Origin of the sequence: Paenarthrobacter sp. NPDC091711 (assembly GCF_044756605.1) — a bacterium.
Taxonomy (GTDB): Bacteria; Actinomycetota; Actinomycetes; order Actinomycetales; family Micrococcaceae; genus Arthrobacter.
Window position 1 is genome coordinate 135,765 of the sequence record NZ_JBIVTF010000008.1, and the last position, 15,413, is coordinate 151,177.

General features: G+C 63.9%; 12 protein-coding genes and 1 tRNA gene. 10 read left to right on the top strand and 3 right to left on the bottom strand.

The window, feature by feature from the left end; translation table 11 throughout:
- Positions 1 to 27 precede the first annotated feature (27 nt).
- A complete protein-coding gene (locus tag ACIQH5_RS13970) occupies positions 28 to 492 on the top strand; it encodes a hypothetical protein (protein ID WP_400404268.1) in 465 nt (154 codons plus the stop codon).
- A 144-nt stretch (positions 493 to 636) separates the two neighbouring features.
- A tRNA-Cys gene (locus ACIQH5_RS13975) sits at positions 637 to 710 on the top strand.
- Positions 711 to 784: 74 nt separating this feature from the next.
- On the opposite strand, the gene ACIQH5_RS13980 is transcribed toward ACIQH5_RS13975, so the two are convergent.
- Complete coding sequence (locus ACIQH5_RS13980; RefSeq protein WP_400404270.1) at positions 785 to 1,528, bottom strand: FadR/GntR family transcriptional regulator; 744 nt, start codon at positions 1,526 to 1,528, stop codon at positions 785 to 787.
- A gap of 211 nt (positions 1,529 to 1,739) precedes the next feature.
- On the opposite strand from ACIQH5_RS13980, the gene ACIQH5_RS13985 reads away from it, so the two are divergent.
- From ACIQH5_RS13985 to ACIQH5_RS14020, 8 genes are all read left to right on the top strand, one after another.
- Complete coding sequence (locus ACIQH5_RS13985) at positions 1,740 to 3,107, top strand: MFS transporter (protein WP_400404271.1); 1,368 nt, start codon at positions 1,740 to 1,742, stop codon at positions 3,105 to 3,107.
- An 83-nt stretch (positions 3,108 to 3,190) separates the two neighbouring features.
- Positions 3,191 to 4,948, top strand: a complete 1,758-nt coding sequence (locus ACIQH5_RS13990) for a dihydroxyacetone kinase family protein (RefSeq protein WP_400404273.1) — start codon at positions 3,191 to 3,193, stop codon at positions 4,946 to 4,948.
- A complete protein-coding gene (locus ACIQH5_RS13995) occupies positions 4,945 to 5,415 on the top strand; it encodes a ribose-5-phosphate isomerase (RefSeq protein WP_014921555.1) in 471 nt (156 codons plus the stop codon). The genes ACIQH5_RS13990 and ACIQH5_RS13995 overlap by 4 nt, the downstream gene beginning before the upstream one ends.
- Complete coding sequence (locus tag ACIQH5_RS14000; RefSeq protein ID WP_400404275.1) at positions 5,399 to 6,223, top strand: triose-phosphate isomerase family protein; 825 nt, start codon at positions 5,399 to 5,401, stop codon at positions 6,221 to 6,223. The genes ACIQH5_RS13995 and ACIQH5_RS14000 overlap by 17 nt, the downstream gene beginning before the upstream one ends.
- Entirely contained in the window at positions 6,220 to 7,020 is an 801-nt protein-coding gene (locus ACIQH5_RS14005) for a sugar phosphate isomerase/epimerase family protein (RefSeq protein WP_400404277.1), read from the top strand. Before ACIQH5_RS14000 ends, ACIQH5_RS14005 begins: the two co-directional genes overlap by 4 nt.
- A gap of 1 nt (position 7,021) precedes the next feature.
- Positions 7,022 to 7,882, top strand: coding sequence for a phosphogluconate dehydrogenase C-terminal domain-containing protein (locus ACIQH5_RS14010; RefSeq protein ID WP_400404279.1), 861 nt, complete (start codon positions 7,022 to 7,024; stop codon positions 7,880 to 7,882).
- A gap of 90 nt (positions 7,883 to 7,972) precedes the next feature.
- Positions 7,973 to 12,919, top strand: a complete 4,947-nt coding sequence (locus ACIQH5_RS14015; protein WP_400404281.1) for an NAD-glutamate dehydrogenase — start codon at positions 7,973 to 7,975, stop codon at positions 12,917 to 12,919.
- A 102-nt stretch (positions 12,920 to 13,021) separates the two neighbouring features.
- Entirely contained in the window at positions 13,022 to 13,243 is a 222-nt protein-coding gene (locus ACIQH5_RS14020; protein WP_017198995.1) for a hypothetical protein, read from the top strand.
- Positions 13,244 to 13,367: 124 nt separating this feature from the next.
- On the opposite strand, the gene ACIQH5_RS14025 is transcribed toward ACIQH5_RS14020, so the two are convergent.
- The gene (locus ACIQH5_RS14025; protein ID WP_400404283.1) at positions 13,368 to 13,616 is read right to left on the bottom strand and encodes a hypothetical protein; all 249 of its coding nucleotides are present in this window, start codon (positions 13,614 to 13,616) and stop codon (positions 13,368 to 13,370) included.
- Between the two features lie 199 nt (positions 13,617 to 13,815).
- Positions 13,816 to 15,408, bottom strand: a complete 1,593-nt coding sequence (gene hutH, locus ACIQH5_RS14030) for a histidine ammonia-lyase (RefSeq protein ID WP_400404285.1) — start codon at positions 15,406 to 15,408, stop codon at positions 13,816 to 13,818.
- Positions 15,409 to 15,413 lie beyond the last annotated feature (5 nt).

Genomic DNA, 15,413 nt, shown 5'->3' on the forward strand with positions numbered 1-15,413 from the left:
TTAGCCTGTGGGGAGGGAAGGACGGCAATGAGCGCAACTCCTGTGCAGGACAAGTGGGCTTGGGTAGCCGGGCCGGTGGCTGTGATTCTGGGTCTGGCAGCGCATATGGTGGCTGGCGGCAGCGTTCCGGCCGTCCCTGTCCTCGTGGCCTTCGCCGCCATGGGTGCTTTGGCTGCACAAGTCATGTCCCGTTGGATCCGCGGGCCCCTGCTCTTGCTACTGGTGTCCGGGGTGGCCCAGCAGTTGCTGCACTGGGGATTCGACGCTTTTGGAGGCTACTTCCCGGGAACAGGGTTCTTGGACCACCTGCACGGCGGCCAGGCGCTGACGGACATACCCGCTGGGGCTGCCGCCAGTGGAGGCAACGTTCATCTGCTGCTCTACACGCACATGGCTGCTGCCATCCTGACGCTGCTTCTTGCTGCGGGAGTTTCAAAGCTGGCGGCACAGGGACGTGAAGCGTCTCGTCGAGGAGCAGACCAGAGCCACTGAGCGGACCACCCTGCTTCGCATTGAGTCGCATTAGGGCCTCGTTCAGGTCATGGACAGCAACCTGCGGCAACGCTTCGTAGCCCTGCGAAAGAGGGGGCAATGAACGTTGAAGCTGTCCATGCCGGGCCCCTACTGTCGTTAAAGCGTGGTGTACCCGAGAGGCCAGGGAGCTGCCTGCAAAGCAGCGCACGCGGGTTCGAATCCCGCCACCACGTCCAAGCGGCCCGCGAGGTGGCATTTGATGCCAATGTTTGGCTCAGACATTGGTATTAAGTGCCATCTCGCGGGAGATTTACTGGGCTGCGTCGAACCCCGCCAGCAGGCGCCGTGAAGCCGTAGCCATGTGCGAGCGCATGCTCTGGGAAACTTCGGAAGCGTCACGGGCCACGAGTGCCTCGAAGATTGCAGTGTGTTCGCGCAGGGCTGCCTCGGCATGGCCCTCATCGGTCAGTGCCCGGTCCACCCAAATCCTCAGCAGCGAGCGAATGCTCTGGAGGAGTTCCTCCAGAACCATGTTGCCGGAAGCAGCCGCGATCTCACGGTGGAAGGCTGCATCGGCTTCCACGAAGGCTGCGAGGTCGTCGAGGTTCTTCTCCATGACGTCCAAGTCGGCCCTCATTCGCTCCAGGGCCTCGTCGGTGACCCTGAGCGCGGCCAACTCCACAGCCTGAACTTCCAGCCCGCTGCGCAGTTCAACCAGTTCGCGGGTCCGCGGCTCCCCCAGCATGAGTCCCCAGCTGAGCGTTCGAGGCAAGAGTTCGGAGACGCCGTCGCGCAGGTATGTTCCCGAACCCGGCCGAACAATAACGATGCCCAGGATTTCCAAGGCGGCCAGTGCCTCGCGGATGGCTGAGCGCCCGACTCCGAGCGAAGCCGCCAGCTGCCGCTCTGCGGGAAGCCGGGTGCCGGGGGCGATGTCGCCGCTGGTGAAGTAGGCAAGGAGACGCTCGGCTACTTCGGACACAACGGAGCCTTGCTCCATGGGGACAAGCGCTGCCGTCATGTGGGCCGCTGCTGCGGCTGAGTTCGCTGACACCCTCACAGCGTAGCAACCGGATGACCAATCTCAGCTGCCTCTAACTGCGGAGACAAAACTTAAACTCGTCAACCGGTTGACCAATTTAGAATCCAGTCCTATGGTTTAAATCACAAGCTTCGCCATCGCCGGATCCCCGCCGGCAATGCCACGAACCAGCCCGGCGCATCCAGTGCAGGATCCGCAGGGACACCAACATCTAGGAGTCAATGTGGACACCACACAATCGGTGGTCGAGAAATCCGCAATTAAGAAGGTGGCAATCCGGCTGGTGCCGTTCGTCGCCCTGATGTTCTTCATCAACTATCTGGACCGCACCGCCATCTCGTTCGCCGGCCCCAACGGCATGAACAACGACCTCGCCCTCTCTGCGGCGCAGTTCGGCTTCGCCTCCGGCGTCTTCTTCATCGGCTATATCCTGCTGGAGATCCCCAGCAACCTTGCCCTCCACAAGTTCGGCGCCCGCCGCTGGCTGGCCCGCATCATGGTCAGCTGGGGCATCGTGTCCTTGCTCTTCACCTGGGTTGGCAACGTTGAGCAGCTCTACATCCTGCGCTTCATCCTGGGTGTGGCAGAAGCTGGCTTCTTCCCCGGCGCCATCCTCTTCCTGAGCCTCTGGGTGCCGTCGAAGCACCGCAGCAAGATCCTGGCCCTCTTCTACTTGGCACAGCCCCTCACCACGGTGATCGGCGCTCCCCTCGCAGGCGCTTTGATCCAGCAGCACGGCGTATTCTTCGGGCTTGAGGGCTGGCGGTTCATGTTCTTCGGCGTCGCCATCCCCGCGATCATCGTCGGGATCGTCGCCTGGTTCTACCTGGCAGACAACCCCTCCAAGGCCAAGTGGCTCACCACCGAGGAAAAGACCTGGCTGACCGGCGCCCTTGAAAAGGAAAAGAAGGAAACCGCCGCCACCAACAAGCACGTCAGCGTTCGCACGGTATTCGGCAACGGCCGCGTCTGGATGCTCTCCCTGATCTACTTCGGCTTCATCTACGGCCTCTACGCGCTGGGCTTCTTCCTGCCCACCATCATCGCGGGCTTCGAAGGCCTCTACGGCACCAAGTTCGATGTATTCCAGAAGGGCCTCATCACGGCTATTCCGTACCTGCCGGCAGCCTTTGCCCTGTACTTCTGGTCCAAGGACGCCACCAAGCGCGGCGTCAAGACCTGGCACATCGCCCTCCCGGCCCTCATCGGCGGCATCAGCATCCCGCTGGCACTGTTCGCCGGCTCCCCCGCAGCAACCATCGCTGTCATCACCATCACGGCCATGTCCATCTTCGCGGCCCTGCCGAACTTCTGGACCGTCCCCACGCAGTTCCTCACCGGCGCAGCCGCAGCAGCAGGCATCGCACTGATCAACACAGTGGGCAACCTGGCAGGCTTCAGCGCCGGTTACATCACCGGTTGGCTCAAGGACCTGACGGGCGGCTACACGGTGCCCATGTTCGTCGTCGGCGGCTTCATGTTGCTCTCCTCCATCCTCATGGTGACGCTCAGCAAGCAGGGCAAGGCGTCAGCCGGTACGCCTGCCGAGGCGCTGGACCCCCAAGGGGCCGGGCAGCACGCGGAGCCGTAAACACCACAAGCAGGTTGTGCCCTTCCATCAGGGAGGGCACAACCACCACCTCACACTTTTCAGTACAGCCCAGGAGATAGCCCATGACCCGCCTCTACAACGAGCCCTCAGCCTTCGCTGATGAAATGATCGAAGGCTTCGTCGCATCGCACGGCCGGTGGGTCCGGCGCGTCTCCGGCGGTGTTGCCCGTAGCACGCTTTCGACGCCGGACTCGGTCGCCTTGGTGATCGGTGGCGGCTCCGGCCACTACCCGGCCTTCGCCGGCTTGGTGGGCCAGGGTCTGGCGCACGGCGCGGCGATGGGCAACCTGTTCGCTTCCCCCTCGGCACAGCAGGTCTACAACGTGGCCAAGGCCGCGGACAACGGTGGCGGCCTACTCCTGGGCTACGGTAACTACGCTGGCGATGTCCTGCACTTCACGCAGGCCCAGGACAAGCTCCGCGCCGAGGGCATCGATTGCCGCAGCATCGCGGTCACCGATGACATTTCCTCCGCTCCCCTGGCCGAGAAGCACAAGCGTCGCGGGATCGCTGGGGACCTGACAGTTTTCAAGGTCGCTGCCGCTGCTGCCGAGGCCGGCTACTCCATGGACGCTGTGGTGGAGATCGCCGAACGCGCCAATGACCGTACGCGCTCCTTCGGTGTCGCTTTCACAGGCTGCACCCTCCCGGGCGCGGACCACCCGCTCTTCTCCGTTCCCGAGGGGCGTATGGCCGTGGGCATGGGCATCCATGGCGAACCCGGCATTGCCGAGACGAACATCCCGACGGCGGATGAACTGGCCGAACTGCTGGTCAAGGACCTCCTCGCCGAGATCCCGGATGGCCTCTCCGCCCACGGCGCACGGGTGGTCCCGATCCTTAACGGTCTGGGCAGCGTCAAGTACGAGGAGCTGTTCGTGGTCTACCGCCGCGTGGCCCAACTCCTTTCCGAGGCTGGTATCGAAGCCGTGGACCCGCAAGTCGGCGAGCTAGTGACCAGCTTCGACATGGCAGGCACCTCGCTGACGCTGTTCTGGCTGGACTCCGAGCTCGAAGAACTGTGGATGGCCCCCGCGGACGCCCCGGCCTTCCGGCGCGGTGCGGTCAGCGCTCAAGCGCTCGACGCCGGGCAACTCACCATGGGCGCCGAGCAGCAAGCCGTGATCCCGGACGCCAGCGAAGAATCCAAAACCGCGGCACCCATGATCCTGGCAGCCCTCGATGCCGCCAAAGCCGTGGTGGACGCCAACGTGGAAGAACTGGGCCGCATCGACGCGATTGCCGGCGACGGTGACCACGGGATCGGCATGGAGCGCGGAATCCACGCCGCCGTCGCTGCTGCGGCAGACGCCGTCGAACGCGGTGCCGGAGCCGGGACCGCCCTGAACCTTGCTGCCGATGCCTGGGCGGACAAAGCAGGTGGCACTTCGGGTGCGCTGTGGGGCATGGCCCTGCGCGCCGTCGGCCAATCCATGGGTGACAGTGAACGCCCGAACGCGGCAGCCGTTGCCGCAGGAGTGGCCGAGGCGAAGCGTTCCATCATGGACTTCGGCAAGGCCAAGGTCGGCGACAAAACCCTGGTGGACGTCCTGGCCCCGTTCAGCGAAGCCCTCACGGCCGCTGTTCAGGGCGGGGCAAGCCTCAGGGAGGCATGGGGTGCCGCCACCACCATCGCCGAACAGTCCGCCGAGGCAACCGCCAACCTGCTGCCCCTCATGGGCCGAGCCCGCCCGCACGCCGGAAAGAGCCTCGGAACGCCCGACGCCGGAGCCGTCTCCATGGCCTTGATAGTCCGGGCCATCCACAACACCCTCGCCGGGAACACCGCCGGGAAGATCTCAGTAAAGGAAACAGCATGAGCACCAAACTGCGCCTGGTCGTTGGATCGGACGATGCCGGATTCGAGTATAAGGAGGCCTTGAAAGCCGATCTGGAAGCGAGCGGCTTGGTCGAATCAGTGACCGACGTCGGGGTGGACGCCTCGAGCCACACTCCGTACCCCTCTGTTGCCATCGCCGCCGCTGAACTGATCGCCGCCGGCAAGGCGGACCGTGCACTCCTGGTCTGCGGCACCGGATTGGGCGTTGCGATCGCCGCGAACAAGGTTCCCGGCATCCGCGCCGTCACCGCCCACGATTCCTTCTCCGTGGAGCGCTCGGTCCTGAGCAACAACGCCCAGGTCCTCACGTTCGGCCAGCGCGTGGTGGGACTGGAGCTCGCCCGCCGCCTGGCCAAGGAATGGCTCACGTACACCTTCGATGAAACCTCCGCCTCGGCCGAGAAGGTCACACTGATTAAGGACTACGAGGGTGTCACTTCCTGCTAAGACCGCCAGCGCGGCATCCCGGCAACCACGTGCGGTGATCGGTGTGAGCCTGAAGATGTACTTCGGCTACCAGCGTTCCGTGGACTACTGCCGTGACATCGCCACCATCGCCTTCAAGCACCCGGGAGTGGTGAGCGGCGACATCGAACTGTTCGTGCTGCCCACCCTCCCGGTACTGGCCGAAGCGGCCCGGATCCTGGGCGCTGCCGGGGTTGGAACCGGAGCGCAGGACATCTTCTGGGAAGACGAAGGCGCGTACACCGGCGAAGTGGGAGGCAAGACCGTTGCCGAACTCGGCGGCCGGTATGTGGAGGTTGGGCACGCGGAGCGCCGCCGGATCTTCGGCGAGGACCATCGGGTGATCGGCTTGAAGACGGCCGCGGCCTACCGCAACGGACTCACCCCGGTGCTGTGCGTTGGCGAACTGAATGCCGGCTCCCCCGAGGAAGCAATCGCCCAGTGCACGGCCGACATCGACGCCGCCCTCAACCGCGCCGGAACGCTCGGTCCCACAGCCCGGACCATCGTGGCCTACGAGCCGCAATGGGCCATCGGCGCCCCGGAACCAGCAACACCGGAATACATTAGCGCCGTGGTCCGCGGCCTGGACCAGCACCTGCGTTCGTTGCCGGGTCAGGAAGAGAGCCGCGTCATTTACGGCGGCAGCGCCGGACCGGGCCTCATCACGGAACTGGATACCGCCGTCGCAGGCTTGTTCCTGGGCCGCTTCGCGCACGATCCCGCAGCGCTGAAGACCATCCTGGACGAGACCGCCGCACGCCTCGCCGCGAAGGCGGTGGCAGCATGAGCAGCAGGATCGGACTCAGCAGCTACGCGTTCTTCTGGCAGCTCTCGGACCAGGTCAGCCAGCCGATGAGCATCCACGACGCATTGCGGAAAGCGGCGGATCTGGGCGTGGACCTGTTCCAGATCTGCGACTACGCGCCGCTGGAAACCATGAACGACGACGAGCTCGCCGCCGTCCGTACGACGGCCGACGGGCTGGGCATCACCCTGGAAGTGGGGACGAAAGGCATCCACCCGGAACACCTGCGCACGTTCCTGCACATCGCCCAGGTGCTGGGCTCGGACCTGCTGCGCACCATGTTCAACGTCCCCGGACACACCCCGGACAACGAGGAAGCCGTCCAGATCTTCACCGACGTCCTGCCGGAGTTTGAGGCAGCCGGGGTGAGGATCGCCGTCGAGACCTATGAACAGGTCCCCACGGAACGGATCCTGGACGTGGTCCGCCGCGTCAACAGCCCGTACCTCGGAATCTGCAGCGACCCCGCCAACACCGTGGCCGCACTGGAGATGCCGCAGCAGGTGATTGACGCCGTCGAGCCTTATGTCCTGAACATGCACATCAAAGACTTTGCGTTCAGCCGCAAACAGGGATGGGTCGGGTTCACGTACTCGGGCGCACCCCTCGGCGAAGGCCTTCTCGACTACGACTACATGGTCGAAAAGATCCAGCCCAAAGAAAGACACATCAACCAAATCGTCGAACACTGGCTGCCGTGGCAGGACTCCGAAGCGGAGACCATCCGCCTCGAAAACCAGTGGACCCAACAAAGCCTCGATTTCCTAAGGAGCAAGTGAAATGTCAGCAGAAACTTTGACCGTCGCCGTTGTCGGAGCCGGAGGAAAAATGGGGATGCGCGTTTCCCGCAACCTCCAGAAGTCCACCCACAACGTCTTCTACAGTGAGAACTCCCCCGCAGGCCAGGAACGCGTCCGCGCTGAAGGCCGAGACATCACCGCAACCGACGACGCCGTTCCCACGGCCGACGTCGTCATCCTGGCAGTGCCGGACACCGTACTTGGCATCGTCTCCGAAGCCGTCGTTCCGCAGATGAAGTCCGGCGCCATCCTCCTCACCCTCGATCCCGCCGCCGCGTACGCAGGCCTCCTGGCCAAGCGCGACGACGTCGTCCAGGCCGTAGCCCACCCCTGCCACCCGTCCGTGTTCCTGGAGCGCACCACCAAGGAAGAATGGGCAGATACTTTCGGCGGACAGGGTGCGCCGCAGAACGTGGTCTCCGCGATCGACGACGACGCCCCCGCAGCAACCCGCGACGTAGCCGAAGCGGTCATCCGCACCATCTACGCCCCCGTGATCGATGTTCACTGGGTCACCGTCAAACAGCTCGCCATCCTGGAACCCACCCTGGTGGAAACCGTAGCCTGCATGATCGGCACCCTCCTCAACGAGGCACTCCACGAGACCGTCCACACCGCCGGTGTCCCCGAGGAAGCAGCCAAGGCCATGCTGTTCGGCCACGTGCAGATCGCGCTCACCAACGCCCTGCGCGGGTCCAACCCGTTCTCCGAAGCCTGCGAAATCGCCATCCAGTACGGCAAGGACACCATCATCAAGGACGACTGGAAGAAGATCTTCGACGACTCCGAGCTGGACGGTGTGATCGCCAAGATGCTCAAGCTGGACGCCGTCAAGCGCTAAGCCCACCACCGAGGTGGCATTTGATGCCAATGTTTGGCTCAGACATTGGTATTAAGTGCCATCTCGCGGCATTTAAGCCATCATGAGAATATGTCCTCCGCTAGCGAGCCGGCGGACGCATTCCTGACCGATTACTACGAGCACGTGGCCGAGGACGACGTCCGCAACTACACACCCGAGACCCTCTTGGACCGTGCCCGCTACCACCGTTCGTTGGCGGAGCGTCGTGAACCCGGGCAGGCCATAGTGGGCGTTCTCAACGAGTCCGATTCAAGTGTGGTGGCGATCGTCACCGATGACATCCCATACCTCCTCCCCTCCGTCACCGCCGAGATTGCCCGGGACACCGCCTCCATCCGGCTTCTGGTCCACCCGATCTTCAGCGTCACCCGCGACCCCGCCACCCACCGCCTGACCACCATCCACAAGGCGCCCCACCGCACGGGACTGCCTACCGGCGTCGAACCGTACGCTGGTGGCTCCCCCGCCGAGCCAATCACCCAACAGAACCACGACGACGGGCCGCTCACCGAGGCGTGGATGGCGGTGGAAATCCCCCGGCTCCCGGATGAGGAGGCGGCGGAACTCCTTGTTGCCCGGCTCCAGGAAGTGCTTGGCGATGTGCGGTCCGCTGCAGAGGACAACCACGCTATCCACCAGGAGCTGGCCCACGTTGTGGGGGCATTGGGCGATCTCGGACGCTCAGACCCAGACGCCCTGGAAGCTCAGGAGCTGGTGCACTGGTTGGGCGATGGAAACTTTGTGTTCCTCGGGTATCGCGGGCATCAGGGGCTTGGCTTGCTGCGCGAACCCTTAACCCGCGAAGCCTTGGGCACGGCCGCTGCACACACCAGCCCGCCGGAAACCCCAATCCTCACGCTCACCAAGTCAACCCAGCGCTCCACGGTCCTTCGCCGCGCCTATCTGGACGAGATCAGCGTCGCCACGGACAGCGGAACCGGCCAAGGCAGTCAGCACATCTTTGTGGGGCTCTTCTCGCCCAGCTCCGCATCGCACTCCGCTTTGGACATTCCCGTCATTCGCGACACCGTGAAGGACGTCCTGAGAGCATTTGGCTACCCGCCAGGCTCGCATCACGGCAAGGAGCTCCTCACTGTCATGGAGGCATATCCCCGGGATGAGCTCTTTCATATCAGTGCAGAGCAATTGGCCGCCCATGCCCGCGAAATCCTTCGGCTGCAGGAGCGCCACAGCACACGGCTGTTCCTCCGTCCGGACTCCTACGGGCGGTTCATGACAGCCTTGGTGTTCCTTCCCCGCCGTCGATACAGCACCGCGGTGCGTCTCAACATCGAGCGTGAACTTCGCGAGGCCTTCGGCTCGGATTCCATCGAGTTCGAGCTCCGTTTGGGCGAATCCGCCATGGCCCGCGTCTTTTTCCGAATCCTTTTGCCGCATACCGGATCACCCCCCGCCGGGTCACCGCATACCGGATCACCCCCCGCCGGGTCACCGCATACCGGGCCATCACCTGCCGGGACTCCCGGCGTCGTGGATGCCTCGGTTCTGGAACCGCGGATCATTGCCGCTACCAGGACCTGGGCGCAAGGGCTGTCTGAGGCGCTGCAGGCGCGGTACCCCTCGGAAGAAGCTGCGCGGCTCTCCCGCCAGTGGGCCGCGGCGTTCCCGGCGAGCTACAAGGCCGATTTCGAGGTTGAGGACGCCGTGGAGGACATCTCAAGGTTTGAGAGTTTCCCGCCGGGCGACGGTGTGGAGGACCCTCTGCTGACCGTCTACCAGCGTCCGGGCACACCGGTCCTCACGGAGGATGCCCGCATCCGGCTGTACCTGACCCGCCCCCGGAGCCTCACCCAGATCCTCCCGTTGTTCCACAATCTTGGTTTGACGGTCCTGGACCAACGGCCGTTCGACGTGCAGCGAGCGGACGGCCGACAGTTCTTCCTGTACGACCTCGGGCTCAAGTACCCGCGCGGAGTGGACCCCGTGGCCACTGGCGATCTGCTGGCCGGCTCGTTTTGTGCCGCGATGCGGGGCGATGCAGAGTCGGACGCTTTCGATGCCCTGGTCATCAAGGAAGGTCTCGGCTGGCGGCACGTGACCATCCTTCGCGCGTATGCCAAGTACTTGCGGCAACTGGGAAGCACCAACTCGTACGGCTTCATCGCGGACACGCTCTGCGAAAATACCCAGGCAACACATGCGCTGTTGGAGCTGTTCGAGGCGAAGTTCAACCCGGACACTTACGCGCCGGACCTGTTTGATCCGGAATTCAACCGGGCTGCGGCGCTGTCCGGTAGTGACGTCTTCGAGGAAGGCAGCAGTGAGCTCAGCCATCGGACGCAGGCCGTTCACGCAGCCCGGGCCAAACTGGAGGAAGCGATCGACGCCATCCCCGTCCTGGACGCCGACCGTCTCCTTCGGTCACTTTCAAGCCTGGTGGAAGCCACTCTGCGTACAAATTTCTACCTGGACAAGCCGTACGTCAGCTTCAAGCTCAATCCGTCCAGCATCCCGGCAGCACCGCCGCCACGGCCACGGTTCGAAATCTGGGTCTATTCACCCCGGGTTGAAGGAGTCCACATGCGCTTCGGGCCGATAGCCCGCGGTGGACTGCGGTGGTCGGACAGACGCGAGGACTTCCGCACGGAAATCCTGGGGCTGGTGAAGGCGCAGTCGGTCAAGAACGCCGTGATCGTTCCTTCGGGCGCAAAGGGTGGCTTCTTTCCCAAGCGCCTGCCGGATCCTGCGGAGGACCGCGCTGCCTGGCTCTCCGAGGGCCAGGAAAGCTACCGGACTTTCATCCGCGGCCTTCTGGACGTGACGGACAACCTCGTGCCGGATCCCGACGGCGGAAGCACCAGCCGCGTGGTCACGCCACCCCGCGTGATACGGCACGACGGCGACGATTACTACCTCGTGGTGGCGGCGGACAAGGGAACCGCCACTTTCTCGGACATGGCCAACGCTGTGGCCGCGGACTACGGTTTCTGGCTTGGGGACGCCTTCGCCTCGGGCGGCTCGGTGGGCTATGACCACAAGCAGATGGGCATCACTGCGCGCGGTGCGTGGGAATCCGTGCGGCACCACTTCAGTGAGCTGATGATCGATTCCCGGGCCGAGGATTTCACCGTGGTGGGCATCGGTGACATGAGCGGTGACGTCTTCGGCAATGGCATGCTTCTCTCCCAGCACATCTCCTTGGTGGCCGCGTTCGATCACCGGCACATCTTCCTGGACCCCACGCCCGACCCCATCGGGTCCTTCGCCGAACGGGAACGGCTGTTCAAACTTCCCCGGTCTTCCTGGGCTGATTACAACCTCCACAAACTGAGCCCCGGGGGCGGAATCTTTGCCCGCACGGACAAATCCATCCGGATCACCGAAGAGGTCAGGCTGGCCCTGGGTTTGGAAGAGGGTGCCGATCCCGGGGGCCAGTTGGTGATGAGCCCGCCCGAGCTTCTCCGGGCGATCCTCATGGCCCCGGTGGATCTGTTGTACAACGGAGGAATCGGCACGTATGTCAAGGCATCCACGGAGTCCCATGCCGAGGTCGGAGACAAGGCGAACGACGCCATCCGCGTCAACGCCAACCAGCTCCGCGCGCACACCCTTGCGGAGGGTGGAAACCTCGGCGTCACGCAACGTGGGCGGATCGAGGCTGCGCTGACCGGCATTCTGGTGAACACGGATGCGATCGACAATTCGGCCGGCGTGGACTGCTCTGACCATGAGGTGAACATCAAGATCTTCCTGGATCGCATGATTGCTGCGGGAAGGATGTCCGTGAAGGAACGGACGCCTTTCCTTCACTCGCTCCAGGAAGAAGTGGGCCGGCTGGTACTGAAAACCAATGATCACCAGAACGTCCTGTTGCTCAACGACAAGCAATTGGCTGTGCAGTGGAGCCCCAGCTTCGAGAGGACCATGGACTGGTTGGAGTCCGTCACGGGTCTGGACCGAAGCCTGGAATTTCTTCCGAGCAACGAGGAACTCCAAGCCCGTGTCCTTACCGGCAAGGGACTGACCACTCCGGAGCTCGCTGTGCTTGCCGCCTATGCCAAGATTCAGCTCGCCAGGGAACTGACTGAGGGCGGGCTCGCCGATGACCCCTGGTTCTCGCACACCCTTCACGACTACTTTCCGCACCAGCTTTCCGAGCGGTTCGGCGAGCATCTGTCCACCCATCCCCTGCGCCGCGAGATCGTAGCCACTGTGGTTGCCAACGACATGATCAACATGGGCGGCATTGCTTTCGCTTTCCGGGCCATGGAGGAAACCACCGTGTCCGCGGCTGCCGTGGCACGCGGGTTCGTGGTGATGCGGAAAATCTGGGATCTGGACTCGGTAACCCGGGCCATCGCGCAGTTGCCGGCCAGCACCCCCAGCGAACACGGAGCCGCCGTGGCCTTGGATATGCGGCGCTTGCTGGACCGCTCGGTGCGCTGGTACGTGACCCACGATTTCCGGGACAAACCGGTTGCCGATGCGTTGGCCCGGCTGGAACTACCGGTGTCCTTGTTGCGGGCCGATTTCACGGGTTTCCTGCACGGCATCAACCTGGCGCACTCCCGGAAGCGCCTGGCCCACACGGATTCGGTGGGCTTGCCCCATGCGCTGGGCATCCGCGCTTCCGAGCTCCTGGTCAGCTACGGCCTGCTGGACATTTCGGCCATCGCAGAGGAACTGCAGGAGCCGGTGGAGGCTGTAGCGGAGGTGTACTTCGCCGTCTTCGAACGGATTTCCGCCATCCCGCTGCTGGAGCACATCACCATGCTTCCGCGGGACACGCATTGGGAGTCGTTGGCGAGGGCAGCGCTGAGGGATGACATGTATCTGGTGTTGGCCGATATGACCAAGGCAGTGGTTCGGCACACCCCGCGCTCTTCCAGTTCCGCGGCCGATCCTGTGGAGCGCATCGTGGATTGGGAGCGCGGAAACATCGAGCAGCTGGCGCGTATCCAGGAGACCATCCAAGAGGCCATCAAGCCAGGGCCGATGGATATTGCGGCGCTTTCGGTGGCGGTGAAACTGCTCCGCGCCATGGTTCGTCGATGAGACGTGGATCACTCACTTGCCAGTCATCTTACAAATTTTCAGGGACCACCGACTATGATTGATGGGTCGCCCTCGCATGCGACACGTAATAGGAGGCCCCCAATGACCCCTGCAATGATTGCAGAACGCGAGATTCGCCTGTCCTTCTCCAAGGCAGACGAAATCCACGACGGACTCGACCGCGCCGTGGATGCACTGATCGAAAACGCAGCAGCAGACGCTAACTGCGGCATTCTGGTGACCCGGCATGAGCCCGGCACCTACACCGTGGCTCTGGACGAATCCGTTCCCTTCGGTCAGACCCGCGAAGTCCTCGCCGCCTGATACACCCAACGTATTCTTAGGCAGCGACGCCAAAAACCGGGGCCCGTTCCTTTCCGCTTCTACTACCCGCGGAAGGGAACGAGCCCCGGTTTCTGTTTAACAAGTACCTCGGTGGAACTGCCGCCTACGCCCGGCGGAGAGTCACGCCGTCGGACTTCATGAACAGTTCTTTGCCCTCTTCGGTGACGCCCGGCCCCGAATGCTCCAGCCACACCACGTTTCCACTGCTGGAAACTTCTTCGATCAGACCGGCGGCGATCACGTGGGCGTACTTGACCACTTCCACCCGTTCGCCAACTTTCAGCGTCCTCCAGTCGGTTACCGTAGCCGTGTGAGCGCTTCGCCTGGACAGGACTGCTCCGCGTGCCTTCATTGAACTTCTACCCCTTTGTGGATGTTCTCTGTTGTGTATTGAGTTATCTGAACGGTTGACCGTCAAGCCCACGACATCGTTGGCGTGGACGTGACGTACACCATAAGTTCTACTACATTTGCCACGCCCCGGTGATTGCGTTGCGAACAAAGACCGGGACGTGACAAATATGCCCATCAAATGAGCGTTTTATTCGACGTCAGGCCAAAATCCCGACGGCGGATTCGGCGGCCGCACGGACCGCACCGGAGCCAACCAAACGGTCAGCCGCTTCCAGTTCCGGCGACAGGAACCGGTCCGTGCCCGGGCCCTGAACCACGTCACGAAGCACCTCAAGCACGGCCGTACCGGCGGGACCCGGGGTGAGTTCGCCGTCGGACATTTGCGTCCGCATGTCAATGGCGCGGGCGCTGGTGACAAGCTCGACGGCGAGCACGCGGCGGAGGTTCTCCACAGACTTGCGCAGCTTCCGGGCAGCGTGCCAGCCCATGGATACGTGGTCTTCCTGCATGGCGGAGCTCGGGATGGAGTCCACCGATGCCGGAACAGCCAGGCGCTTGTTGTCCGACACCAAACCGGCCTGCGTGTACTGGGCGATCATGAGGCCGGAATCAACACCGGGATCCGCGGCAAGGAACGCCGGGAGACCGTGTGAGCGGGCCGGGTCCAGCATGCGGTCCGTGCGGCGCTCGGCGATGGAGCTGAGGTCCGCGACGGCGATGGCCAGGAAGTCCAGGACGTAGGCCACGGGGGCGCCGTGGAAGTTGCCGTTGGAGGTGACGCGGCCGTCCGGGAGGACCACCGGGTTGTCGATCGCTGCTGCGAGTTCGCGGGAAGCGACCAGCGCTGCATGGTCCACGGTGTCGCGGACAGCACCGGCGACCTGCGGTGCGCAACGCAGTGAGTAAGCGTCCTGCACCTTGGTGTCGTTGATCCGGTGGGACGCCACGATGGGCGAGTTGGACAGCACGCGGAGCATGTTGTCCGCGCTGGCGGCCTGGCCCGGGTGCGGCCGCAGGGCTGCGTGAAGCTCCGGCAGGAACACCTGGTCTGTACCCAACAGGGCCTCGACGCTTAGCGCCGCCGTGACGTCCGCCGTCGCAAGCAGCATGCGGATGTCAGCGATGGCCATCAGCAGCATGCCGAGCATGCCCTCGGTGCCGTTGACGAGGGCCAGGCCCTCCTTCTCGGCGAGGGTGACCGGCTCGATCCCATGCTGGGCAAGAAGCTCAGCAACCGGCGGCTTGCCAGCGGTTCCGTACAGTTCGCCGTCGGGACCCGCTGCTTCGCCTTCGCCCATGAGGACCAAAGCGCAGTGGGACAGCGGTGCCAGATCGCCGGAGCAGCCCAGCGAACCGAACTCGCGGACCAGCGGGGTGATGCCGGCATTGAGGACGTCCACCATGGTCTGCAGGACCACGGGGCGGACGCCGGTGCGGCCCGATGCCAAGGTCTTGGCGCGGAGGAACATGATGCCGCGGACCACTTCGCGTTCAACAGCCGGGCCCATGCCTGCGGCGTGGCTGCGGATCAGCGACTTCTGCAGCTGCGTGCGGAGGTCGTTGGGGATGTGGCGGTTGGCCAGCGCGCCGAAGCCCGTGGAAATGCCGTACGCCGGGACATCGCTGGTGGCCAGATCGTCAATGTGGGCACGGACCTTGGCAACGTTGTCCAAGGCGTCCTGGGAGATGGTCACCTTGGCGTTGTGGCGTGCGACGGCGACGACGTCTTCCGGGGTGACGCCACTGGAGCCGAGGGTGACGGTGAGCTGTTCGTTGGAGGTGATTGTCACTTTTT

What these genes read in the sequence shown, in the direction of transcription:
- ACIQH5_RS13970 (WP_400404268.1), top strand. Translation starts at nt 28, where the DNA reads ATGAGCGCAACTCCTGTGCAGGACAAGTGGGCTTGGGTAGCCGGGCCG.
- ACIQH5_RS13990 (WP_400404273.1), top strand. Translation starts at nt 3,191, where the DNA reads ATGACCCGCCTCTACAACGAGCCCTCAGCCTTCGCTGATGAAATGATC.
- ACIQH5_RS13995 (WP_014921555.1), top strand. Translation starts at nt 4,945, where the DNA reads ATGAGCACCAAACTGCGCCTGGTCGTTGGATCGGACGATGCCGGATTC.
- ACIQH5_RS14005 (WP_400404277.1), top strand. Translation starts at nt 6,220, where the DNA reads ATGAGCAGCAGGATCGGACTCAGCAGCTACGCGTTCTTCTGGCAGCTC.
- ACIQH5_RS14010 (WP_400404279.1), top strand. Translation starts at nt 7,022, where the DNA reads ATGTCAGCAGAAACTTTGACCGTCGCCGTTGTCGGAGCCGGAGGAAAA.
- ACIQH5_RS14015 (WP_400404281.1), top strand. Translation starts at nt 7,973, where the DNA reads ATGTCCTCCGCTAGCGAGCCGGCGGACGCATTCCTGACCGATTACTAC.
- ACIQH5_RS14020 (WP_017198995.1), top strand. Translation starts at nt 13,022, where the DNA reads ATGACCCCTGCAATGATTGCAGAACGCGAGATTCGCCTGTCCTTCTCC.
- ACIQH5_RS14025 (WP_400404283.1), bottom strand. Translation starts at nt 13,616, where the DNA reads ATGAAGGCACGCGGAGCAGTCCTGTCCAGGCGAAGCGCTCACACGGCT.